The following is a 23,015-nucleotide window of genomic DNA, read 5'->3' as shown; positions in this document are numbered from 1 at the left end:
TCCCTAAGTAACAACGACACAACGGCGAAAAGCCGGGTCATCTTGAGAGGAACCCCATGGGCAAGGCATTGGACGGCGTTCGCGTCCTCGATTTCACCCATGTTCAGTCCGGCCCCACCTGCACGCAGCTTCTCGCGTGGTTCGGGGCCGATGTGATCAAGGTAGAGCGCCCGGGCGAAGGTGATGTCACCCGCGCCCAGCTGCGCGATGTCCCCAATGCGGACAGCCTCTACTTCACGATGCTGAACTCCAACAAGCGCTCCATCACGCTCGACACCAAGAATCCCGAGGGCAAGAAGGTCCTCGAGGAACTGGTGAAGATCTGCGACGTGATGGTCGAGAATTTCGCGCCGGGCGCGCTCGACCGCATGGGCTTCAGCTGGGAACGCATCCAGGAGCTGAACCCCCGCATCATCCTCGCTTCAGTGAAGGGCTTCGGCCCCGGCCCGTTCGAGGACTGCAAGGTCTATGAGAATGTCGCCCAGTGCACCGGCGGTTCCGCCTCGACCACGGGTTTCCGCGACGGGCTGCCGCTTGTCACCGCCGCGCAGATCGGCGATTCCGGCACCGGCCTGCACCTCGCCCTCGGAATCGTCACCGCGCTCTACCAGCGCACCCTGACCGGCCGTGGCCAGAAGGTGCTCTGCGCCATGCAGGACGCGGTGCTGAATTTCTGCCGCGTGAAGATGCGCGACCAGCAGCGCCTCGATCGCGGCCCGCTGCGCGAATACAGCCAGTTCGGCGAGGGCTTCCCCTTCGGCGACACCGTGCCCCGCGCCGGCAATGATTCCGGCGGCGGTCAGCCCGGCCGCATCCTGAAGTGCAAGGGCTGGGAGACCGATCCCAACGCCTACATCTATTTCATCACCCAGGCCCCGGTCTGGGGGAAGATCTGCGACGTCATCGGCGAGCCGGAGTGGAAGACCGATCCGAACTACGCCACGCCGGCGGCCCGCCTGCCGCATCTCAACGAGATCTTCCACCGCATCGAATCGTGGACCATGGCCCACACCAAGTTCGAAGCGATGGAAATCCTCAACAAGGTCGACATTCCCTGCGGCCCGGTGCTCTCGATGAAGGAGATCGCCGAGGACGAGTCGCTCTACGCGACCGGAACGCTGGTGGAGATCGACCACCCCACGCGCGGCAAGTATCTGACCGTCGGCAACCCGATCAAGCTGTCGGACAATGATGTCGCGGTCGAGCGTTCGCCGCTGCTGGGCGAGCACACCGAGGAAATCCTCGCCGAGGTTCTCGGCCTCGGCGGCGACGAGATCGAGCGCATCAAGGCCTCCGGCGCGGTCGGCGCCCCCGTGGCGCTGGCGGCCGAGTGAGCTTGCGCATCTGACGCGCCTCCCGGCGGCGGGAGGCGTCGCGTGACGATACGGGCATGGCGCGGGCGACCGCGACTTGTCCGCAACGAGACATTCCGCCGGAAGGCCGCCCAAGGCGCGGCGACCGGCGGGATGTGAGGCCAGGGTGGACGAAAAGAAGTCGTGAATCGTTCCGAAGTCGATCACCCCCTGGGAGATGCCCGCCGGCGCTGAACAGCACCGGGGAGCATGGGGAGACGAAAGCCTTCATCCGCGGGATGGAGGCCTCAATCCGGCGGCAGGGTGAGCCTCCGTCCGGACTGTTAACGCGAAAAGGGAAGTCGACTACAATGTCTAAGCCCCTCGAAGGTATTAAGATCATCGATTTCACGCACGTTCAGGCCGGTCCGGCCTGCACGCAGCTTCTTGCCTGGTTCGGCGCCGACGTGATCAAGGTCGAGCGCCCCGGCGCGGGCGATGTCACGCGCTCGCAGCTGCGTCATGTCAAGGACGCCGACGCGCTGTACTTCACCATGCTGAACTCCAACAAGCGTTCGCTCACCCTCGACACCAAGACGGCGCAGGGCAAGGAAGTCCTGACCAAGCTGATCAAGGAGTCGGACGTGATGGTCGAGAATTTCGGCCCCGGCGCGCTCGACCGCATGGGCTTCACCTGGGAGCACATCCAGTCGCTCAACCCGGGCATGATCCTCGCTTCGGTGAAGGGCTTCTCGGAAGGCCACGCCTATGAGGACCTGAAGGTCTACGAGAACGTCGCGCAGTGCGCGGGCGGCGCCGCCTCCACCACCGGCTTCTGGGATGGCCCTCCGACCGTGTCGGCCGCCGCCCTCGGCGATTCCAACACCGGCATGCACCTCGCCATCGGCATCCTCACGGCGCTGCATCAGAAGATCAAGACCGGCAAGGGCCAGAAGGTCGCCGTGTCGATGCAGGATTCGGTGCTCAACCTCTGCCGCGTCAAGCTGCGCGACCAGCAGCGCCTCGACGCCCTCGGCTATCTCGAAGAATATCCGCAGTACCCGCATGGCGAGTTCTCGGATGTCGTTCCGCGCGGCGGCAATGCCGGCGGCGGCGGTCAGCCGGGCTGGGTGCTGAAGTGCAAGGGCTGGGAGACCGACCCGAACGCCTATATCTACTTCACCATTCAGGGCCATGCCTGGGCGCCGATCTGCAAGGCGCTGGGCAAGCCGGAGTGGATCGACGATCCGGCCTACAACACCGCCGAGGCCCGTCAGGACAAGATCTTCGACATCTTCGCCTTCATCGAGTCCTGGCTCGCCGACAAGACGAAGTTCGAAGCCATCGACATCCTGCGCAAGTTCGACATCCCCTGCGCTCCGGTGCTGTCGATGAAGGAAATCGCCAACGACCCGTCGCTGCGCAAGAGCGGCACCGTGGTCGAGGTCGATCACCCCAAGCTCGGCAAGTACCTGACCGTCGGCTCGCCGATCAAGTTCTCGGACGTGGAAGTCGAGGTCACCGCCTCGCCGCTGCTCGGCCAGCACACCAACGAAGTGCTCGCCCAGCTCGGCTATTCGCAGGAAGAAATCGCCGCGATGCACGACGCCAAGGCGGTCTGATCGCCCGTGGCCTGCGGAGCGGCGCGCGGCGCCGCTCCGTCCCGCGCTCACCGGCGCGGACCTATCGGCCCCTTTTCACGCCGCGCGGCAGATGCGGCGGAGAGGGAAAAGCCCACGAGCCTCCCGGAGCAGGACGAAGGGTTCACCCAACGTTCGGTTCCTCCTAGGCGACTAACGCCGGCGCGCTGAGCGCCGGCTTTTTTTTGCACGCTAGCGCCCCGAATACTGCGTCGTCAGCCGCCGCGCCGCCTCGCGCACACGGGAGCCGAGATCGGCGATGCGCTCGGGCGGCATGCGCACGGTCGGCGCGGAGATCGAGATCGCCCCCACCGGCTCGCGCCATTCGTCCAGCACCGCCGCCGCCACGCAGCGCATGCCGGGCGTGTGCTCCTCATCGTCGATGGAGAAGCCGCGCTCGGCAATCTCGGCGAGGTCGGCCTGCAGGGCGCGGCGGCTGATATGGGTGTGCTCGGTGAAGCGCTGCAGCTGGTCGCCGCCAAGCCAGGCGCGCCGCGCCTCCGGGTTCATCGCCGAGAGAATGGCCTTGCCGCCGCCCGAGGCGTGGATCGGCAGATCGCCGCCGATGCGGAAGAAGGCCCGCACCGCCGCGTGGCTTTCCACCTGCGCCACGCAGACGAGATGCGGCCCCTCGATCAGCGACAGGTTCACCGTCTCGTTCACCCCGTGGGAGAGTTCGCGCAGCAGCGCGCGGGCGATCTCGGGCAGCTTGCGGATGCGCAAATAGGCCGAGCCGACGCGGAACAGGCCGATGCCGACCATCCACAGCCCGGTCGCCGCGTCATGGCCGACAAGGCCGCGCCGCTCCAGCGTGGTCAGCAGGCGGTGCACGGTGGAGGTCGGCAGCTCGGCGGCGCGCGCCACCTCGCTCAGCGTCAGCCCGTCGGACAGCGCCAGCACTTCCAAGAGCGCGATGGCGCGGTCGAGCGACTGCACCTCGCCCCCGCCCTCGGTGCCGGTCGCGGAGGAAGGGCGGCCGCGGCGGCGCACGGTCGGAACATCCTGATTCATCCGCAGATCACCTCCGAAAGGGAGCACACCATCGCACCGCCCGGCCCCGCTGCCTACGCGTCACAGCCTATGCCATCGGCCGGCGGCGCCGCCTCCCCGCATAAAGGCGCATCCTCACATTTTTCGCAAACCAGAAATATATCCCGTATTGCGGAAATAGCTCCGCCGTGGCATGTTTTCCGCGATTTCGGAAATTCATTCCGCAGTGCGGAAAGAATGATGCCGCCCCGCAGCATGCGCCCGGGTTCCGCGACCCCTGCGCAAGGCGGCGCCGTGCGGTGCCGGACAAGTGTTTTGAACAGGTCGAACAGGCCGGTGCCGGGCGCCGCCAGCCCCTTCAAGGGGCGAGCCCCCGCCGGACCTGCGACGCGAGGAGGAAGTGCCATGGCCAAGATGCGTGCCGTCGATGCGGCGATCCGGATTCTCGCAATGGAAGGCGTCACCACCGCCTTCGGCGTTCCCGGTGCCGCGATCAATCCGCTCTATTCCGCGATGCGCGCCTATGGCCAGACGCGCCACGTGCTCGCCCGCCATGTCGAGGCCGCCTCGCACATGGCCGAAGGCTACACCCGCGCCAAGGCCGGCAATATCGGCGTGTGCATCGGCACCTCCGGCCCGGCCGGCACCGACATGATCACCGGCCTCTATTCGGCCTCCGCCGATTCGATCCCGATCCTGTGCATCACCGGCCAGGCCCCGCGCGCCCGCCTCTACAAGGAAGACTTCCAGGCGGTGGACATCGAATCCATCGCCAAGCCGGTCGCCAAATGGGCGGTCATGGTCCGCGAGCCGGCGCTGGTGCCGATGGTGTTCCAGCAGGCGTTCCACGTCATGCGCTCCGGCCGTCCCGGCCCGGTGCTGATCGACCTGCCGATCGACGTGCAGCTCGCCGAGATCGAGTTCGACGAGGAGACCTATTCCCCGCTCGAGGTCTACAAGCCCAAGGCGACGCGCAAGCAGGCCGAGAAGGCCATCGCCATGCTGAACGAGGCCGAGCGCCCGCTCATCGTCTCCGGCGGCGGCATCATCAATGCGGACGCTTCCGACAAGCTGGTCGAGTTCGCCGAGCTGACCGGCGTGCCCGTCATCCCGACCCTGATGGGCTGGGGCACGATTCCTGACGATCACGACCTGATGGCCGGCATGTGCGGCCTGCAGACCTCGCACCGCTACGGCAATGCCAACATGCTGGCCTCGGACTTCGTGTTCGGCATCGGCAATCGCTGGGCGAACCGCCACACCGGCTCGGTCGATGTCTACACCAAGGGCCGCACGTTCATTCACGTCGACATCGAGCCGACCCAGATCGGCCGCGTGTTCGGCCCGGATCTCGGCATCGTCTCCGATGCCGGCGCGGCGCTCGACCTCTTCATCGAGGTGGCGAAGGAATATAAGGCTGCCGGCAAGCTGAAGGACCGCTCCGCCTGGGCCAAGGAATGCCTCGACCGCAAGAAGACCATGCTGCGCAAGACGCATTTCGACAATGTGCCGCTGAAGCCGCAGCGCGTCTATGAGGAGATGAACGAGGCGTTCGGCCGCGACACGCGCTACGTTTCCACCATCGGCCTCAGCCAGATCGCCGGCGCGCAGATGCTGCACGTCTACAAGCCGCGCAACTGGATCAATTGCGGCCAGGCCGGCCCGCTCGGCTGGACCCTGCCGGCGGCGCTCGGCGTGCGCGCGGCGGACCCGGATGCGGAAATCGTGGCGCTCTCGGGCGACTATGACTTCCAGTTCCTCATCGAGGAACTGGCGGTGGGCGCCCAGCACAAGCTGCCCTACATCCATGTGGTGGTGAACAACTCCTATCTCGGGCTGATCCGCCAGGCGCAGCGCGGCTTCAACATGGACTTCGAGGTCTCGCTCGCCTTCGACAACATCAATGCCGACGAGAATGCCGGCTATGGCGTCGATCACGTGGCGGTGGCGGAGGGCCTCGGCTGCAAGGCGGTGCGCGTCTCCTCGCCGAACGAATTCAAGGACGCCTTCGTCAAGGCCAAGGCACTGATGAAGGAGCACCAGGTTCCGGTCGTGATGGAGTTCATCCTCGAGCGCGTCACCAACATCGCCATGGGCACCGAGATCGACGCGGTGAACGAGTTCGAGGAGGTCCTCGACCTGCCGCTGGAAGACGCCGCCAAGGCGTGAGCCGGCCGGGCGCCGGGTGGTCCGCGCCCGCGCCCCCTTGCCTATTGGCGGGAGCCGTGCGCTTCCGCCGCGTGCGCATTCATGCCATCGACGGCAACTGCGCCCATAAAGCTAAAGGCATGCCGCCGCCCGGCGGATGCCAAAGCCCCAGAAACGTCCTGCCCTAGGAGCGGTCCATGCCCCGTTTTGCCGCCAATCTCACCATGCTGTTCAACGAGGTGCCCTTCCTCGATCGTTTCGAGAAGGCCGCCGCCGCCGGCTTCACCGGCGTTGAATACCTGTTCCCCTACGACTTCCCGGTCGAGGAACTGGTCGCCAAGCTGAAGGCCAACAACCTGAAGCAGGTGCTGCACAATCTCCCCGCCGGCAATTGGGGCGCGGGCGAGCGCGGCATCGCCATCCTGCCCGAGCGCGTGGACGAGTTCCGCGCCGGCGTCGACAAGGCGATCGACTACGCCACGGCGCTCGGCTGCCCGCAGGTCAACATCCTCGCCGGCATCGTGCCCGCCGGGGCGGACCGCGAGCTGCTGCACAACACCTTCGTCAACAATCTCAAGTTCGCCGCGCCGAAGATCAAGGAAGCCGGTCTCAAGCTGCTGATCGAACCGATCAACACCCGCGACATTCCCGGCTTCTTCCTGAACTATACCAAGCAGGCGAAGGCGATCATCGAAGAGGTCGGTTCCGACAATCTCTTCATCCAGTACGACATCTACCACATGCAGATCATGGAAGGGGATCTCGCCCGCACCATCGAGGCGAACCTGTCCCAGATCGCGCATATCCAGCTTGCCGACAATCCCGGCCGCAACGAGCCCGGCACCGGCGAGATCAACTACCCCTTCCTGTTCCGCCATCTCGACGCCATCGGCTACGAGGGCTGGGTCGGCTGCGAATACAAGCCGAAGGGCGAAACGGCCGCCGGCCTCGGCTGGCTGAAGGAACTCACCGGCGCGGCGTGAGGCTGCACCGGTCAAGAAACGAAACGTCTGGGAAAACGAGGATAAGACGATGGCGAATGTTGGATTTGTCGGTCTCGGCATCATGGGCGCGCCCATGGCCGGTCATCTCATCGACGCCGGCCACACGCTCTATCTCTACGACGTCAAGCCGGTTCCGGCCGAGCTGACCGGCAAGGGCGGCGTGGCCTGCGCCAGCGGCTCCGAAGTCGCCAAGAACGCCGACATCATCATCACCATGGTGCCGGACACCCCGCATGTGAACGCCGCCCTGTTCGGCGAGAACGGCATCGCCGCCGGCCTCACCCCGGGCAAGATCGTGGTCGACATGTCCTCGATCGCCCCGGTCGAGACCAAGGAGTTCGCCAAGAAGATCAACGAACTCGGCTGCGACTATCTCGACGCCCCGGTCTCGGGCGGCGAGGTCGGCGCCAAGGCGGCCTCGCTCACCATCATGGTCGGCGGCCCGGAGAAGGCGTTCGAGACGGTGAAGCCGCTGTTCGAGAAGATGGGCAAGAACATCACCCTCGTCGGCGGCAATGGCGACGGCCAGACCACCAAGGTGGCGAACCAGATCATCGTCGCGCTGAACATCCTCGCCGTCGGCGAGGCGCTGCTCTTCGCCTCCAAGGCGGGGGCGGACCCGGCCAAGGTGCGCCAGGCGCTGATGGGCGGCTTCGCCAATTCGCGCATTCTGGAAGTCCATGGCGAGCGGATGATCAACCGCACCTTCAACCCGGGCTTCCGCATCGAGCTGCACCAGAAGGATCTGAACCTCGCCCTCAACGGCGCGCGCCAGATGCAGATGGCCCTGCCCTCCACCGCTCTGGCGCAGCAGCTGTTCAGCACCTGCGCCGCCAATGGCGGCTCGGCCTGGGACCACTCGGCCCTCGTCAAGGCCCTGGAACTGATGGCCAATCACACCGTCGCGCCGGACGCCTGAGCGTATCTGAATTCATAATTCAAAACGACCTTCGGGGGCGCTTGGCGCCCCCGAACTGTTTCTGACGAGAAAAGTAAGCATTGCTGTCCGGCTAGTGAAATCCGACGCCCCGCGACGTCTTTTGCGTATTCATTCAGACAATTGTTCTGGCCTATACACCGTGGACAAGCCGGTCCTTCGCGAAGTAACTTAAGTGACACGTCGCAAACACGCCCCGCTGGGATAAGCGAAGCGGCTAAACATGCGCGACGTTTTATCACGCCCGTGCCTTCGCTCTTGACTAGGGGCTCATTGCACCTAATCATGGCATACAAAATACCAAACAAGTCCGGGCGCCGCGGGGGCAGCCTGGACATAGGAGGGAGTCCCATGAAGGTCTGCATCTATGGTGCCGGCGCGATCGGCGGTTATGTTGGCGTCCAGCTCAAGCGGGCGGGCGTCGATGTCAGCCTGGTTGCCCGTGGCGCCCATCTCGAGGCCATGAAGAAGAACGGCCTCAAGCTGCTCATCGACGGCGAAGAGCGTGTCGAGCACATTCCCTGCTCCGACAACCCGGCCGAACTCGGCCCGCAGGACTATGTCATCGTCGCGCTCAAGGCCCATTCGGTGCCGGGCGTCGTTGACGCCATGCAGCCGCTGCTCGGCAACGACACCGCCGTGGTCACCGCCGTCAACGGCGTGCCCTACTGGTACTATTACAAGCATGGCGATCAGCTGGAGAACAAGACGCTGGAAAGCGTCGATCCCGGCGGCAAGCAGTGGGCCGGCCTGCGCCCCGAGCGCGCCATTGGCTGCATCGTCTATCCCGCGACCGAAGTGGTCGAACCGGGCGTCATCAAGCACGTCTATGGCGACAAGTTCCCGCTGGGCGAGCCCTCCGGCGAGATCACCGAGCGCGCCACCAAGCTCTCGGAAGCCTTCGCCGCCGGCGGCATGCGCGCGCCGGTTCTGCCCAACATCCGTGACGAGCTGTGGCTGAAGCTGTGGGGCAATCTCTGCTTCAACCCGATCAGCGCCCTCACCCATGCCACGCTGGACGTGATCGCCTCCGATCCCGGCACCCGCGCGGTCGCCAAGGCGATGATGCTGGAAGCGCAGGAAATCGCCGTCCAGTCGGGCGTCAATTTCCGCGTCGGCGTCGAGCGCCGCATTGACGGCGCCGGCGCCGTCGGCGCGCACAAGACCTCCATGCTGCAGGATCTCGAACGCTCCCGCGCCATGGAAATCGACGCGCTCGTCACCGTCGTTCAGGAAATGGGCCGCCTCGCCGGCATCCCGACCCCGACCATCGACGTCGTGCTCTCGCTGGTCCGCCAGCGCGCGCAGATCGCCGGCCTGTACAACTGAGTTCGGCGAGACATGGCACACTGGGTTCGTTACCAGCGCTCGGGCGCGGCCGGCTTCGGCACGCTCGAGGGCGACACCATCACCGTCCATAGCGGCGACATGTTCACTGGCGCCACGCCGACCGGAGAGCGCATCGCGCTCTCCGAGGTCGATCTCCTCGCCCCGACGGAGCCGACCAAGATCATCGCGCTGTGGAACAATTTCCATGCCTTGGCGGCCAAGCTGAATTCGCCGGTTCCGGCCGATCCGCTTTATCTGCTCAAAGCCGGTTCCTGCCTCACCAGCCCCGGCGCCACCGTGCACCGGCCGGCCTCCTATGACGGCAAGGTCGTCTATGAGGGCGAACTCGGCATCGTCATCGGCAAGAAGGCCACCGCCGTCTCCGAAGAAGAAGCCGATGGCTACATCTTCGGCTATACCTGCGTGAACGACATCACCGCGGCCGACATCATCAACAAAGATGCTACCTTCGCCCAATGGGTGCGGGCCAAGAGCTTCGACGGCTTCGGACCGTTCGGGCCCGTGGTGGCGACTGATGTCGATCCCGCCAGCCTCGTCGTGCGCACGGTGCTCAATGGCGACGAGCGCCAGAACTACCCGATCAGCGACATGGTGTTCTCGGCCCGCCAGCTGGTGAGCCGCATTTCGCACGATATGACTCTGAACCCCGGCGACATCATCTGCTGCGGCACGTCGGTCGGCGTCGGTGTGATGAAGGCCCCGACCAACACGGTGGAAATCGTGATCGAGGGCATCGGGACGCTGAGCAACACCTTCGTGCAGTAGCGGCATAGGGTGTCTGCGTTTCGGCGCAGTAGCGTCTTGGCGCGTGTGCGCCTATAGGGAAATAGGATACGCCAATCGACGGGAGGGCCGGGGCGGCTCTCCCGACCCGCCGGTTGTGGAGGAGCGGAATTAATGAACATCCATGAATATCAGGCCAAGGGAGTGCTCCGCGAATACGGGGTCCCGGTGCCGAATGGCGTTGCCATTCTCGACGCCGCTGAGGCGGAAGCCGCCGCGGCCAAGGTCGCCGGCCCCGTCTGGGTGGTGAAGAGCCAGATCCACGCCGGCGGGCGCGGCAAGGGCAAGTTCAAGGAGGCCGATGCCGGTGAGAAGGGCGGCGTGCGCGTCGTCAAATCCGCCGAGGAAGCGGCCGCCAATGCCAAGCAGATTCTCGGCAAGACGCTGGTGACGATCCAGACCGGCCCGGCCGGCAAGCAGGTCAACCGCGTCTATATCGAGGAAGGCTCCGACATCGACAAGGAGTTCTACCTCTCCGCCCTTGTCGACCGCGCCACCTCGCGCATCGCCTTCGTCGTGTCCACCGAAGGCGGCATGGACATCGAGGAAGTCGCCCACTCCACCCCTGAGAAGATCCACACCTTCTCCGTCGATCCCGCCACCGGCGTGATGCCCCATCACGGGCGCACCGTCGCGCAGGCGCTCGGCCTCACCGGCGATCTCGCCAAGCAGGCCGGCGACCTCGTCGCCAAGCTCTATGCCGCCTTCGTCGGCAAGGACATGGCGATGCTCGAGATCAACCCGCTGGTCGTCACCAAGGACGGCAAGCTGAAGTGCCTCGACGCCAAGATCTCCTTCGACTCCAACTCGCTCTACCGCCACGCCGACGTGGTGGCGCTGCGCGACGAGACCGAGGAAGACGCCAAGGAAATCGAGGCCTCGAAATACGACCTCGCCTATATCGCGCTCGACGGCACCATCGGTTGCATGGTCAACGGCGCCGGCCTTGCCATGGCGACGCTCGACATCATCAAGCTCTATGGCGAAAGCCCGGCCAACTTCCTCGATGTCGGCGGCGGCGCCACGGAAGAGAAGGTGACGGCGGCGTTCAAGATCATCACCTCCGACCCGAGCGTGAAGGGCATCCTCGTCAACATCTTCGGCGGCATCATGAAGTGCGACGTCATCGCGCGCGGCGTCATCGCTGCGGTGAAGGCGGTCGGCCTCAAGGTTCCGCTGGTGGTGCGCCTCGAAGGCACCAATGTCGAGGAAGGCAAGCAGATCATCCGTGACAGCGGCCTGAACGTCATCCCCGCCGACGATCTCGACGATGCCGCGCAGAAGATCGTCAAGGCCGTGAAGGAGACTGTGTGATGTCGGTCCTCATCAACAAGAACACCAAGATCATCACCCAGGGCTTCACCGGCAAGAACGGCACCTTCCACTCCGAGCAGGCGCTGGCCTATGGCTCGCAGGTGGTCGGCGGCACTTCGCCGGGCAAGGGCGGCTCCACCCATCTCGGCCTGCCGGTGTTCGACACCGTCGCCGAGGCGCGCGAGAAGACCGGCGCCGACGCCTCGGTCATCTATGTGCCGCCTCCGGGCGCGGCCGATGCCATCTGCGAGGCGATCGCGGCGGAAATCCCGCTCATCGTCTGCATTACCGAGGGCATTCCGGTGCTCGATATGGTGAAGGTGCGTCGCGCGCTGGACGGTTCCAAGTCCCGCCTCGTCGGCCCCAACTGCCCCGGCATCGTCACCGCCGGCGAGTGCAAGATCGGCATCATGCCGGCCAACATCTTCAAGAAGGGCTCGGTCGGCGTCGTCTCGCGCTCCGGCACGCTGACCTATGAGGCGGTGTTCCAGACCTCGCAGGAAGGCCTCGGCCAGACCACCGCCGTCGGCATTGGCGGCGACCCGGTGAAGGGCACCGAGTTCATCGACGTGCTGGAACTGTTCCTGGCCGACGACGCCACCGAATCCATCGTCATGATCGGCGAGATCGGCGGCTCGGCGGAAGAAGAAGCGGCGCAGTTCCTCAAGGACGAGGCCAAGCGCGGCCGCAAGAAGCCGATGGTCGGCTTCATCGCCGGCCGCACCGCCCCTCCCGGCCGCCGCATGGGCCATGCCGGTGCCATCATCTCCGGCGGCAAGGGCGGCGCCGAGGACAAGATCGCGGCGATGGAAGAGGCCGGCATCGTCGTCTCTCCCTCCCCCGCCCGGCTCGGCAAGACGCTGGTCGAGGTGCTCAAGGGCCGTGTCGCCGCCTGATCGGCACACCGCCAGGACCTGAAAACGACAAACCCCGCGGTGCCGCCGCGGGGTTTTTTCATGTCATGCCGGGTAGCATTCCGGCGCCATTCCCGCCGTCTCCTCATCGCCCAGCAGTTCGACGATCAGGATCGTCATCCACGCATGGCCGAGAATAAGCAGCGGCAGGAGGGGGTAGATCGACTGGAACATGCGCCGACTCCGATCGCGTCTATGTTGCGACGCACAATAGCGAAGACCGTCGGCTTCTGGCATACCACATACCAGATACCGCCCTTGCGCCAGACGCATGACATTGACCCACCGGAACCCGCGGGCGTTCCGCCGGTGAAGGCACAAGAAAAAGGGGAAGCGCGAGGCTTCCCCTGATCTTCAGCCGCCGATAGCCGGCGTCAGTTCGGATTCTGGTCCTGCTGCGCGGGCGGCGTCGCCGGGGCGAGACCCCACGCCGTATAGGCCTGACGGAAGGCCGCCTGCCCGGCCCCGCCCTTGTCGAGCACCAGGATGGCGCGGCGGCCGTTCTCGAACACCAGCGGCAGGTCGAGCCAGTTGCGGGTGATGATGAAGCCGAGATTGCGCTGCACATCCGCCGGCAGCGAGGACAGGCCGATCAGGAAGTAATTCGGCGCCACCCGCACGGCGAGGCCCACCAGCGGCGCGCCCTGCGCCCCTTCCGATGCCTTGGCACGCATGCCCGGCACGCTGGAAATGTTGCCGAGATCGAAGCCCGGCGGCAGCTTGAACTGCACCTCGACGATATGCGAGGCCGGGATCGACGGGTCCTGATTGCGGCGGAAGGTCAGCGTGGCGCTGAAATTGCGCGCCGGGATCGAAATCTCCGCCCGCACGCCGAGATCGGTCGGCTGGCCGGCGCCGGCGCTGGCCTGCTCGGTGCTCCATTCTACCGTGCCGACATATTGCTGCAGCCCCTGCTCGCCGCCGCCGGGGCTTTCCTCGAACAGCACGGCGCGCTGGTCGGTGCTCTGCCCCGCCTCGGCACCGCCCGCCGCCTGCGGCGCGCTGGCCGGCGCGGAGGCGGGCTCACCGCTCGCTTGCGTGATGCGATCCGTCGACTTCGGCGCATCGGCGCGGGCCGGCGTGGCCGGCGCCTGCGCGGAGGGCGCGGACGTGCCGGCGCTGCCGCCATGCAGAAGCGCCACGATGGTCGCGCGCTGCGTATAGCCGACGACGCCGCCGGCGATCAGCAGCAGCACGAAAAGACCGATGGCGATGAGCCGGCTGCGCCCGCCCTTGGCGGCGGGCGCCTCGGCGACAGGCGCTTCCTCGCCGGAATTCGCTGTGTTGGGCAGGGATTCGCCGCTGGCACGCGCCCCCTCCCGGGCGATGTCCTGAGCGGCCTCGCCGGCCTCCCGTTCGCGCACCAGCCGGGCAGCCTCGCTGCGCCAGTCGGACGGGCGGCCGGCGCCGCGCGGCGGCTCCAGCCCGGCGGCCACCGCTTCGGCCTCGCTCGGGTGAAAGCCGGTGCCCACCTCGGGGGCTCGCTCCACTGGGCGCTCCGGGCTGCGCCCGCTCCAGCGCGGCGGCGGGGCCGCTTCGGGGAAGGCGGCGGGCGAGACCGGTGAGGGCGTCACAGGTGGCGCCGGCGGATTCGCCGCGGTGAGCGGCGCCCGGGTCACGGGCGGAGGCGCTGGCGGCGCGGCCACTGCGGCAGGCGGGCTCACCGGCGCGAGCGGTGCCACCGGTGCCCGTGGCGGAGCGGCCGGAACCGTTCCGCCGAAATCGGCCTCCACCCGGTCGATCGCCGTCTCCAGCGCCTGCTGCTCGCGGGCGACATCAGGTGCGGAAAGCGGCGGGTCGACGGCGGTGAGCTGGGCGAGAAGCGCCCGCCGCGCCCGCTCATAGACAGCCTTGCGCGCCTCCGCCGTCTTGTCGGGGAGGCCGCCAACGGCGCGGGCGATGAGCGGGTAGTAGTCGGCCATGGGGGAGGTTCAGGTCCGGAGGGAAGGTCTAGGATTCAAACGGGTTCTGCACCAGGATCGTATCATCGCGCTCGGGGCTGGTGGACAGCAAAGCCACCGGGCAGCCGATCAGTTCCTCGATGAGGCGCACATACTTCACCGCCTCGGCCGGCAGGTCGGCCCAGGAACGGGCGCCTGCGGTCGATTCGCTCCAGCCCTCGATGGTGACATAGACCGGCTCGACCCGCGCCTGGGCGTCCTGCCCGGCGGGGAAATAGTCGATCTCCTGCCCGTCGAGGCGATAGCGCGTGCAGATCTTCAGCTCGTCAAAGCCGTCGAGCACGTCGAGTTTGGTCAGCGCGATGCCGTTGATGCCCGAGGTGCGCACGGTCTGGCGCACCAGCGTGGCATCGAACCAGCCGCAGCGGCGCGGACGGCCGGTGACGGTGCCGAACTCATGCCCCCGCTCGCCGATGCGGCGGCCGGTGTCGTCGTGCAGCTCGGTCGGGAACGGACCTTCGCCGACGCGGGTCGTATAGGCCTTGGTGATACCCAGTACATAGCCGATCGCACCCGGGCCGAGGCCGGAGCCCGTCGCCGCCTGCGCCGCCACCGTGTTGGAGGAGGTCACAAAAGGATAGGTGCCGTGGTCGACATCGAGCAGCGCGCCCTGCGCGCCCTCGAACAGGATCTTGGCGCCGCGCCGGCGCTCATCGTCCAGCAGGGCCCAGGCGCGGTCCATATAGGGCAGCACCTTGGGGGCGATCTCAGCGAGTTCGGCGGCAAGACGGGCGGCGTCCACTTCCTCGATGCCGAGGCCGCGCCGCAGCGCGTTGTGATGCGCCAGCAGGCGATCGATCTTGCCGGCCAGCGTCTGCGGCGAGGCGAGGTCGATCAGGCGGATGGCGCGCCGGCCCACCTTGTCCTCATAGGCCGGGCCGATGCCGCGCTTGGTGGTGCCGATCTTGGTGCCGGCGGAAGCATTCTCGCGAATCGCGTCGAGCTCGCGGTGCAGCGGCAGGATCAGCGCGACATTCTCCGCCACGCGCAGCCGCTCGGGGGTCACTTCGACGCCCTGGCCGGTGATGCGGGTGATCTCGTCCACCAGCGCCCACGGGTCGAGCACCACGCCATTGCCGATGATCGACAGCCGGGCGCCGCGCACCAGGCCGGACGGCAGCAGCGACAATTTGTAGGTCTTGTCGCCAACGACGAGCGTATGCCCGGCATTGTGGCCGCCCTGAAAGCGGACGACCACGTCCGCCTGCTCGCTCAGCCAATCGACAATTTTACCCTTACCCTCGTCGCCCCACTGGGAACCGACGACGACCACATTCGCCACGAGCCACGCTCCTGCATTGCGAGGCGGGGTGCGGCGGCGTGCCGTGCCCGCGCACAGACAAAGCCCCGGCGAACGTCCGACCGGGGCTGCTTCGTCTTAAGGTATGACACAGGGAGAGGCAAGAACGCGGGCCATGCCGTTGACGCGATGCACAAGCGCGCGCAGCGGCGCCGAACCGGGCGCCGAGGACAGGTTGGTATTGCAACACTGCAATCAAGCCGCCATTGCGGCACGGCCGGTATTGCACGACCTTAGCGGCAACACATAAAGCCGCCCCGAGGACCCGCCATGAACACGCTCTCCCCCGCCCCGTCGCCCGCTGCCGCCGCTTCCGCCCTGCCCGCCGGCCTGCGCCTTGGCGCGGTACGCCTGCGCGTGCGTGACGCGGCGCGCTCCGCCGCTTTCTACACCGGCACGGTTGGGCTCGCGCTGCTCGGCAAGGGCGAGGACGGCAGCCTGCGCCTCGGCGTCGGCAATGAGACGCTGATCGAACTGGTCGGCGCGCCCGATGCCCATGCGCGCCCGGCGGGCACTACCGGCCTGTTCCATGTCGCCCTGCTGGTGCCGGATCGTCCCGCCCTCGCCGTGGTGCTGCGCCGGCTGATCGCGCGGGGCGTGCGGCTCGGCGCCTCCGACCATCTGGTGAGCGAGGCGCTCTATCTCGACGACCCCGATGGCAACGGCATCGAAATCTATCGCGACCGGCCGGAAGGCGACTGGCGCTGGGACAGGACGACGATCGAGATGGCGACGCACCCGCTCGATTTGCGCAACCTGCTCGCCGATGCGCCCGAGGGCGCCCCGCTCGATGCCCCGATGCCCGAGGGCACACGCGTCGGCCATGTGCATCTCCAGGTCGGCGACCTCGCGCGCGCCCGGCATTTCTATGTCGACGGGCTCGGCTTCGCGATCACGACGGACCGCTATCCCGGCGCGCTGTTCGTCAGCGCCGGCGGCTATCACCACCATCTCGGGCTCAACATCTGGCACAGCCGCAATGGCGGGCCGGCACCGGCCAACAGCGTCGGCCTCGTCGCGTATGAAATCGTTCTGCCCGACGCCGCCGCCGTGGAGGCGGTGCGCGCGCGGCTGAACGCGGCGGGCGAGACGGTAGCGGCGCGCCCGCACGGCGTCGCCGTCACCGACCCCTGGGGCACGCGGGCCGTGATCCGCGCCGCCGGCTGAGCCTGCCCGCCCCGCGACGCATCAGCGGCGCGCGGCGATGGATCAGAAGATTTCATGCTGGCGCCTCCCGCCCGGCGGCGCCAGCGCGGCGGAAATACGCTAAAGCCTCGGCGCGCCACCCGTTCGCACCCGGGCCCGCTTATGTTCCGCCGCCTGTTCGACGCGCCCTATCTGCTGCTGCCCCTCGTCTCGCTGTTCTGGGCGGGCAATATCGTGATGGGCCGGCACGTCGCCGGCCATGTGCCGCCGGCGAGCCTCGCCTGGCTGCGCTGGGCGCTGGCGGTGCTGATTCTCCTGCCCTTCGCCTGGCGCTCGATGCGGGCGGATTGGCCGCTGCTGCGCCGGCACTGGAAACTTGTCGGCCTGCTGGCGCTTACCGGCATCACCCTGTTCAACACCATGCAGTACCACGCGCTGGAATTCACCCCGGCGCTGAACGCGCTTCTGCTGCAATCGACCGGGCCGCTGCTCATCGCCTTCTGGTCGCTGCTGCTCAATGGCGAGCGGCTGTCGCCCGGTCAGGCGGCGGGCATCTTTCTCTCGCTCATGGGCGTGCTCACCATCATCTGCCGGGGCGATCCGCATGTGCTCATGAACATCGCCTTCAACCGGGGCGATCTGTGGCTGATCGCGGCGATGGTGCTCTATGGGCTCTATTCCTCGCTGCTGGCGCGCCGGCCGGCCTTCTCGGCCCTGGGCTTCCTCGGCATCAGCCTCAGCCTCGGCCTCTTTATGCTCACGCCGCTTTTCCTGGCGGAGCGGATCATGGGCCCGCCGCTGACATTCGACGCCAAGGCGCTGACCGCCATCGTCTATGTCGCGCTGTTTCCCTCGCTGCTGGCCTATCTGTTCTTCAACCGCGCGGTGCAGCTGGTGGGGCCGAACCGCGCCGCGCCGTTCTTCCACCTCATGCCGGTGTTCGGCTCGGCGCTCGCCATCCTTTTTCTCGGCGAGCGGCCGCATCTCTACCATGCCGCCGGCTATGCGCTGGTGCTGTCCGGCGTCGTCATCGCCACCAAATGGGCGCCGAAGACCGGCCGCGCGCCCGCTTCAGCCGAGCTCGAAACTGGTGACGCCATAGACCGGCTCCAGCCTCGCCGGCCGGAGTGAGCCCCGGTACATCCGCGCCGTCTCGAAAACGGGGGTGAGCCCGTGCCGGCGGGCGAGCGCCAGCGCCGGCGCGTTCGGCTCCGGCACGTCGAGCACGACGGCCGCGCTGCCCGCCGCCGCCCGCAGCGCGCGAAACAGCCTGTCCGCCACCTCCGCATCCCCGGCGACCAGCGGCCCGATCTTCCACCCCGTTCGCGCCGGGCGCACCACGCCCCAGCCGGCAAGGCGCCCCTCGCGCAGCACCGCCCGCCCGACATGGCCCGGCGCGGTGATCCACGCCTTGAGAAAGGCGGCACGGGGCGCGGGAAACACCTCGGCATCGCTGGCCTCTATCGCCGCGAATGGCACCTGTGCGAGGTCCACCGTCTCCCCCATCTCGCCGGTTTCCGGCGTGCCAGTGAAGCGGATGTTGCGATGGGCCAAGGCAAAGCCCTGGCTGGCGTAATTCGCCTGCTGCGCCACAACCCCGTCGAGGCCGATGGTGCGCGCCCCGGCATGGGCGAGGCCCGCCTGCCACAGGCGAAACCCGATGCCCTGCCCGCGCAGTTCCGGCCGCACGATGTAGAAGCCGAGAAAGGCGAAGCGCGTATCGTAATTCACCACCGAGATCACCGCCGCCGGCGCACCGTCGAGCTCGGCGACGAGAAAGCCGGCGGGATCGACCGTGGCGAAGCAGGCGGCGTCCGTGAGGCCGGGGTTCCAGCCTTCCGCCGCCGCCCATTCCACCGCCAGCCCGATTTCCGCCGTGTTAAGCGCGCGAATGCTAGGTTCCGCCGGCATTCATTCCTCCTCCGCCCCCGGGAGACGACAATGATCATCAAGGAAATCGGCATCGGCATCGCCTTGATGATGCTGGTCATGCTGGTTCATCTGATGGCGACCTATATCCTGCTCGACTGGGCGGACGCCTATGACAACATGTTCAGGCGTCATCCCCGGCTGCGGCTGCTCATGGCGCTCACCGTCGCCAATATCGTGCTGCTGGTCGCCCATCTCATCGAGGTCGGCCTCTGGGCCGTCGTCTATGCCATGCAGGGCATCGTCGAGGATCACAACGACGCCTATTACTCCGCCTTCGTCAATTACACCGCGCTGGGCTTCGGCCAGTCGACGCAGGACGCCGGAACCCGGCTGATCGACCCGATGACGGCGGGCAGCGGCATCATGATGTTCGGCTGGAGCACGGCGCTGCTGTTTCTCGTCATCCAGCAGCATCTGCCGGAGGTGCGCCGTCCGCCGCGCCGGCGGCCGCCGCGCCATGACGAGGAGGCTCATGTGCCCGAGATGCAGGACGCGATCGGCGCCGCCCCCTCGCCCAAGGTCACATCATAGAGGTCGGCGCTGCTGCCCTTGGTCCACCAGATATATTTGCCGCCGGCATAGCGCGCGCCGGACGCCGCGATCACATTGGCCGCCACCACGAACTCGCCCTTGAAGGAGAGGCTGGCCAGCGCCACCGGCGGGGCGTTGACATACTGCGCCGATACATGGCCGAAAGCGCCGCAGTCATAGGCGACGCGGATCGTCTCCGCCTTCGCTCCCTTCGGCAGCGGAAGGACGATCGTATCCGCCAGCGCGGCGCAGGGCAGCGCGGCGAGAACGAAAGCGACGACGGAAGCACTCCGCAGTGTCATGGCCTTACTCCGGCTTCGGGGACGGCTTGTGGTGGGTGTGCCAGTGCCGGGCGATGTCGATCCGGCGCGGCACCCACACACGGTCATGGCGGGCGATGTGATCGAGGAAGCGCTGCAGCGCCAGGAACCGCCCCGGCCGCCCGGCGAGCCGGCAATGCAGGCCGACGCTCATCATCTTCGGCGCGTCCGCCCCTTCCGCATAGAGCACGTCGAAACTGTCGCGCAGATAGGCGAAAAACGGCTCGCCATGGTCGAAACCGGCGGGAATGGCGAAGCGCATGTCATTGGCATCGAGCGTATAGGGAATGGAGAGGTGCGGCCCGCGCGGGCCTTTCACCCAGAAGGGCAGTTCGTCGGAATAGATGTCGGAATCATAGAGAAAGCCGCCCTCCTCCATGACGATGCGGCGCGTGTGCTCCGAAGTGCGGCCGGTGTACCAGCCGAGCGGCCGCTCGCCGGTGATCTCCGTGTGCAGGCGCAGCGCGGTGTCGAAATCGGCCTTCTCCGCCGCGTAGGAATGATTGCGGTAGTCGATCCATTTCAGCCCGTGGCTGGCGATCTCCCATTCCGCCTCCTTCATCGCGGCGACCGCTTCCGGGTTGCGCGCCAGCGCCGTGGTGACGCCATAGACCGTGACCGGCAGGCCGCGCGCGGTGAACAGCCGCCACAGCCGCCAGAAGCCGGCGCGCGCGCCATATTCGTAGATCGACTCCATGTTCATGTGCCGCTGCCCCGGCCAGGGCTGGGCGCCGACGATCTCGGAGAGGAAGGCCTCGGAGGCGGCGTCGCCATGCAGGATGCAGTTCTCGCCGCCCTCTTCGTAATTGATGACGAACTGCACCGCGATCCGCGCCCCGCCCGGCCATTTCGGGTCCGGCGGGGTGCGGCCATAGCCGATGAGGTCGCGGGGATAGACGGAATCGATGTTGAACATGCGGGCAGGTCCGGAGGCGAGCGACGGGCGGCGAAGCGCGGACCTCAGGCTAGCCGGTTCAAAGCCATGGCGGAACCGGCGCCGTCCACGCCGCAGCGCACAATTCTCGGCCCTGCCTCTCGACAAGCCGGCGCCCGGCGGTCTTGATGTCGCAACCAGTCCCCGCAATGTCCCGCAAGGTGTCCGATGTCGCTTCCCGACCCCAGCCTGCTGCTCGCCCGCGCTCCCGTCGTTCCCGTCGTCACCGTGCCGAGCGTTGCTGCGGGCGTGAAGCTCGCGCGGGCGCTGGCCGAGGGCGGGCTGCCGCTGATCGAGGTGACGCTGCGCACGCCGGCGGCGCTGGAAGCCATCGCCGCCATCGCCGCCGAGGTGCCGGACGCCATCGTCGGCGCCGGCACGGTGACCCGGCCGGACCTCATCCAGAAATCCATCGACGCCGGCGCGCGCTTCCTCGTCAGCCCCGGCTGCCCGACCGCGCTGGCCGAGGCGCTGGCCGAGGCGCCGGTGCCGGTCATGCCCGGCTGCGCCACCGCCACCGAGGCGATGACGCTGCACGCGCTGGGCTTTCCCGTGCTCAAGCTGTTCCCGGCGGAAGCGGTGGGCGGGGTCAATCTCATCAAGTCGCTGGCGGGCCCGCTCCCCGACCTGCGCTTCTGCCCGACCGGGGGCATCAGCCCGGCCAATGTCGGCGCCTATCTCGCCCAGCCCAACATCCTCGCCGTCGGCGGTTCCTGGGTGGCGCCGAATGACGCGGTGACGATGGGCGACTGGGAACAGATCGTCGCGCTGGCCAAGGCCGCCGCCCGCCTGCACCGCGCCGCCTTCCCGATGTGAGCGGGAGGCACATTCCGCAAAAGGCCCCCGGATCGCTCCGGGGGCCTTTTTTACTGGGAGCGCCGCGCCTCAGAACGCCAGCGGCTTGGCCTGCTTCACCGAGGGCAGCTGCTGCACCTTGGCGAGCAGCTCGGCCGGCACGGTGCCGTCCACCTCGACCAGCGCGATGGCGTCGCCGCCCTGCCGGTCGCGGCCGAGCGCGAAGGTGGCGATGTTGATGCCGGCATCGCCGAGCAGGCCGGCGAAGCGGCCGACGAAGCCCGGCTTGTCCTCATTGGTGACATAGAGCATGGACGGCGCGAACTCGGCGTCCACCTTGATGCCCTTGATGTCGACGATGCGCGGGCGCCCATCGGCGAACACCGTGCCGGAGATGGAGCGCTCCATCTTGTCGGTGATGACGGTGAGGGTGATCAGGCTCTCATAATCGCCGGCGATCTCGCGGGTGGTCTCTTCCACCACGATGCCGCGCTCCTTGGCGATGGAGGGCGCGGAAACGACATTGATGTCCGCCAGCGCCGGGCGCAGCAGGCCGGCCACCGCCGCCGAGGTCAGCGCCTTGATCTTCAGGCTGGCCACCGCGCCGTCATAGGTGATGCGCACGGTCTGGATGTCGGTGTCGGTGAGCTGGCCGGCGAAGGAGCCGAGCTTTTCGGCGAGTTCGATGAACGGCTTCAGCTTCGGCGCTTCTTCCGCCGTGATCGAGGGGAAGTTCACCGCATTGGAGATGGCGCCGCGCAGCAGATAGTCGCTCATCTGCTCGGCCACCTGCAGCGCGACATTCTCCTGCGCCTCGGTGGTGGAGGCGCCGAGATGCGGGGTGCAGATGACATTGGGCAGGCCGAAAAGCGGGTTCTCGGTCGCCGGCTCGGTGATGAACACGTCGAAGGCCGCGCCGGCGACATGGCCGCTCTTCAGCGCTTCCGCCAGCGCCGCCTCATCGACCAGCCCGCCGCGCGCGCAGTTGACGATGCGCACGCCTTTCTTCGTCTTGGCGATGGCCTCGGCGGAGAGCACGTTGCGGGTCTTGTCGGTCAGCGGCGTGTGCAGGGTGATGACATCGGCGCGGGCGAGCAGGTCGTCCAGCTCCACCTTCTCGACGCCGATATCCTTGGCGCGTTCCGGCGAGAGGAAGGGATCGAAGGCGATGACCTTCATCTTCAGCCCGATGGCGCGGTCGGCGACGATGGAGCCGATATTGCCGCAGCCGATGATGCCGAGCGTCTTGGCCGTCAGCTCCACGCCCATGAAGCGGTTCTTCTCCCACTTGCCGGCCTGGGTGGAGGCGTCGGCGGCGGGGATTTCGCGGGCGAGCGCGAACATCATGGCGATGGCGTGCTCGGCGGTGGTGATGGAGTTGCCGAACGGCGTGTTCATCACGATCACGCCCTTGGCGGTCGCGGCCGGGATGTCGACATTGTCGACGCCGATGCCGGCGCGCCCGACCACCTTCAGCCGCGTGGCGTTGGCGAGGATTTTCGGCGTCACCTTGGTGGCGGAGCGGATGGCGAGGCCATCATAATTGCCGATGATCTCGGCCAGCTTGTCCTTGTCCTTGCCCAGCGCCGGCTGGAAATCGACCTCGATGCCGCGGTCCTTGAAGATCTGCACGGCGGCGGGGGAAAGCGCATCGGAAATGAGAACGCGGGGAGCCATGGGCTTCATCCTGTTCGGAAAAGGGGAACATCGACCCGCGCGGAGCG

Annotated in this window: 21 protein-coding genes; 13 read left to right on the top strand and 8 right to left on the bottom strand. The window is 67.2% G+C overall.

Annotated elements, in window-relative coordinates:
* Positions 1 to 56 precede the first annotated feature (56 nt).
* Positions 57 to 1,334, top strand: coding sequence for a formyl-CoA transferase (gene frc, locus J2S75_RS15195; protein WP_307020865.1), 1,278 nt, complete (start codon positions 57 to 59; stop codon positions 1,332 to 1,334).
* Between the two features lie 329 nt (positions 1,335 to 1,663).
* Positions 1,664 to 2,914, top strand: a complete 1,251-nt coding sequence (frc, locus tag J2S75_RS15190) for a formyl-CoA transferase (protein WP_144344254.1) — start codon at positions 1,664 to 1,666, stop codon at positions 2,912 to 2,914.
* 210 nt (positions 2,915 to 3,124) lie between these two features.
* On the opposite strand, the gene J2S75_RS15185 is transcribed toward frc (J2S75_RS15190), so the two are convergent.
* Positions 3,125 to 3,943: an IclR family transcriptional regulator gene (locus J2S75_RS15185; RefSeq protein WP_244450747.1), complete on the bottom strand. Its 819-nt coding sequence runs from the start codon at positions 3,941 to 3,943 to the stop codon at positions 3,125 to 3,127.
* 384 nt (positions 3,944 to 4,327) lie between these two features.
* Between J2S75_RS15185 and gcl the strand changes: the two genes are divergently transcribed.
* The 7 genes from gcl (at position 4,328) to sucD (ending at position 12,354) form a co-directional block, all read left to right on the top strand.
* Positions 4,328 to 6,091, top strand: coding sequence for a glyoxylate carboligase (gene gcl, locus J2S75_RS15180; RefSeq protein WP_307020862.1), 1,764 nt, complete (start codon positions 4,328 to 4,330; stop codon positions 6,089 to 6,091).
* Positions 6,092 to 6,267: 176 nt separating this feature from the next.
* On the top strand, positions 6,268 to 7,053 hold the full coding sequence (otnI, locus tag J2S75_RS15175) for a 2-oxo-tetronate isomerase (RefSeq protein WP_307020860.1): 786 nt from the start codon (positions 6,268 to 6,270) through the stop codon (positions 7,051 to 7,053).
* 49 nt (positions 7,054 to 7,102) lie between these two features.
* Entirely contained in the window at positions 7,103 to 7,993 is an 891-nt protein-coding gene (glxR, locus tag J2S75_RS15170; RefSeq protein ID WP_307020858.1) for a 2-hydroxy-3-oxopropionate reductase, read from the top strand.
* A gap of 369 nt (positions 7,994 to 8,362) precedes the next feature.
* Positions 8,363 to 9,340 carry a 2-dehydropantoate 2-reductase gene (locus tag J2S75_RS15165; RefSeq protein ID WP_307020856.1) on the top strand — a complete coding sequence of 326 codons (978 nt, stop codon included), beginning with the start codon at positions 8,363 to 8,365 and terminating at the stop codon, positions 9,338 to 9,340.
* A 12-nt stretch (positions 9,341 to 9,352) separates the two neighbouring features.
* A complete protein-coding gene (locus J2S75_RS15160; protein ID WP_307020854.1) occupies positions 9,353 to 10,126 on the top strand; it encodes a fumarylacetoacetate hydrolase family protein in 774 nt (257 codons plus the stop codon).
* Positions 10,127 to 10,258: 132 nt separating this feature from the next.
* On the top strand, positions 10,259 to 11,458 hold the full coding sequence (sucC, locus tag J2S75_RS15155) for an ADP-forming succinate--CoA ligase subunit beta (protein ID WP_244450741.1): 1,200 nt from the start codon (positions 10,259 to 10,261) through the stop codon (positions 11,456 to 11,458).
* Entirely contained in the window at positions 11,458 to 12,354 is an 897-nt protein-coding gene (gene sucD, locus J2S75_RS15150) for a succinate--CoA ligase subunit alpha (RefSeq protein WP_244450740.1), read from the top strand. The genes sucC and sucD overlap by 1 nt, the downstream gene beginning before the upstream one ends.
* 63 nt (positions 12,355 to 12,417) lie before the next feature.
* Here sucD and J2S75_RS15145 read toward each other — a convergent pair whose 3' ends face one another.
* From J2S75_RS15145 to J2S75_RS15135, 3 genes are all read right to left on the bottom strand, one after another.
* Positions 12,418 to 12,546, bottom strand: a complete 129-nt coding sequence (locus J2S75_RS15145; protein ID WP_307020851.1) for a hypothetical protein — start codon at positions 12,544 to 12,546, stop codon at positions 12,418 to 12,420.
* Positions 12,547 to 12,746: 200 nt separating this feature from the next.
* Complete coding sequence (locus J2S75_RS15140) at positions 12,747 to 14,294, bottom strand: hypothetical protein (RefSeq protein ID WP_307020849.1); 1,548 nt, start codon at positions 14,292 to 14,294, stop codon at positions 12,747 to 12,749.
* A gap of 28 nt (positions 14,295 to 14,322) precedes the next feature.
* Positions 14,323 to 15,615 (bottom strand): adenylosuccinate synthase, encoded by a 1,293-nt coding sequence (locus tag J2S75_RS15135; protein WP_307020847.1) that lies wholly within the window; start codon positions 15,613 to 15,615, stop codon positions 14,323 to 14,325.
* Between the two features lie 288 nt (positions 15,616 to 15,903).
* Here J2S75_RS15135 and J2S75_RS15130 point away from each other — a divergent pair, with 288 nt between their 5' ends.
* Both J2S75_RS15130 and J2S75_RS15125 read left to right on the top strand, forming a co-directional pair.
* On the top strand, positions 15,904 to 16,800 hold the full coding sequence (locus J2S75_RS15130) for a VOC family protein (RefSeq protein WP_307020845.1): 897 nt from the start codon (positions 15,904 to 15,906) through the stop codon (positions 16,798 to 16,800).
* A gap of 141 nt (positions 16,801 to 16,941) precedes the next feature.
* Positions 16,942 to 17,910, top strand: coding sequence for a DMT family transporter (locus tag J2S75_RS15125; RefSeq protein WP_307020843.1), 969 nt, complete (start codon positions 16,942 to 16,944; stop codon positions 17,908 to 17,910).
* On the opposite strand, the gene J2S75_RS15120 is transcribed toward J2S75_RS15125, so the two are convergent.
* Positions 17,851 to 18,690 (bottom strand): GNAT family N-acetyltransferase, encoded by an 840-nt coding sequence (locus tag J2S75_RS15120; protein WP_307020841.1) that lies wholly within the window; start codon positions 18,688 to 18,690, stop codon positions 17,851 to 17,853. The genes J2S75_RS15125 and J2S75_RS15120 overlap by 60 nt on opposite strands.
* A gap of 30 nt (positions 18,691 to 18,720) precedes the next feature.
* On the opposite strand from J2S75_RS15120, the gene J2S75_RS15115 reads away from it, so the two are divergent.
* Positions 18,721 to 19,242, top strand: coding sequence for a two pore domain potassium channel family protein (locus tag J2S75_RS15115; RefSeq protein ID WP_307020839.1), 522 nt, complete (start codon positions 18,721 to 18,723; stop codon positions 19,240 to 19,242).
* Here J2S75_RS15115 and J2S75_RS15110 read toward each other — a convergent pair.
* Both J2S75_RS15110 and puuE read right to left on the bottom strand, forming a co-directional pair.
* The gene (locus J2S75_RS15110; RefSeq protein WP_307020837.1) at positions 19,182 to 19,544 is read right to left on the bottom strand and encodes an MliC family protein; all 363 of its coding nucleotides are present in this window, start codon (positions 19,542 to 19,544) and stop codon (positions 19,182 to 19,184) included. The two genes, J2S75_RS15115 and J2S75_RS15110, sit on opposite strands and share 61 nt — an antisense overlap.
* A gap of 4 nt (positions 19,545 to 19,548) precedes the next feature.
* Entirely contained in the window at positions 19,549 to 20,478 is a 930-nt protein-coding gene (gene puuE / locus J2S75_RS15105; protein ID WP_307020835.1) for an allantoinase PuuE, read from the bottom strand.
* A 186-nt stretch (positions 20,479 to 20,664) separates the two neighbouring features.
* Here puuE and eda point away from each other — a divergent pair, with 186 nt between their 5' ends.
* The gene (eda, locus tag J2S75_RS15100; protein WP_307020833.1) at positions 20,665 to 21,312 is read left to right on the top strand and encodes a bifunctional 4-hydroxy-2-oxoglutarate aldolase/2-dehydro-3-deoxy-phosphogluconate aldolase; all 648 of its coding nucleotides are present in this window, start codon (positions 20,665 to 20,667) and stop codon (positions 21,310 to 21,312) included.
* A gap of 69 nt (positions 21,313 to 21,381) precedes the next feature.
* Here the strand turns inward: eda and serA are convergent, their stop codons facing one another.
* Entirely contained in the window at positions 21,382 to 22,968 is a 1,587-nt protein-coding gene (gene serA / locus J2S75_RS15095) for a phosphoglycerate dehydrogenase (RefSeq protein WP_307020831.1), read from the bottom strand.
* Positions 22,969 to 23,015 lie beyond the last annotated feature (47 nt).

Source organism: Ancylobacter polymorphus (genome assembly GCF_030813495.1).
Taxonomy (GTDB): domain Bacteria; phylum Pseudomonadota; class Alphaproteobacteria; order Rhizobiales; family Xanthobacteraceae; genus Ancylobacter; species Ancylobacter polymorphus.
This window is presented reverse-complemented; position numbering and strand designations above follow the sequence as displayed.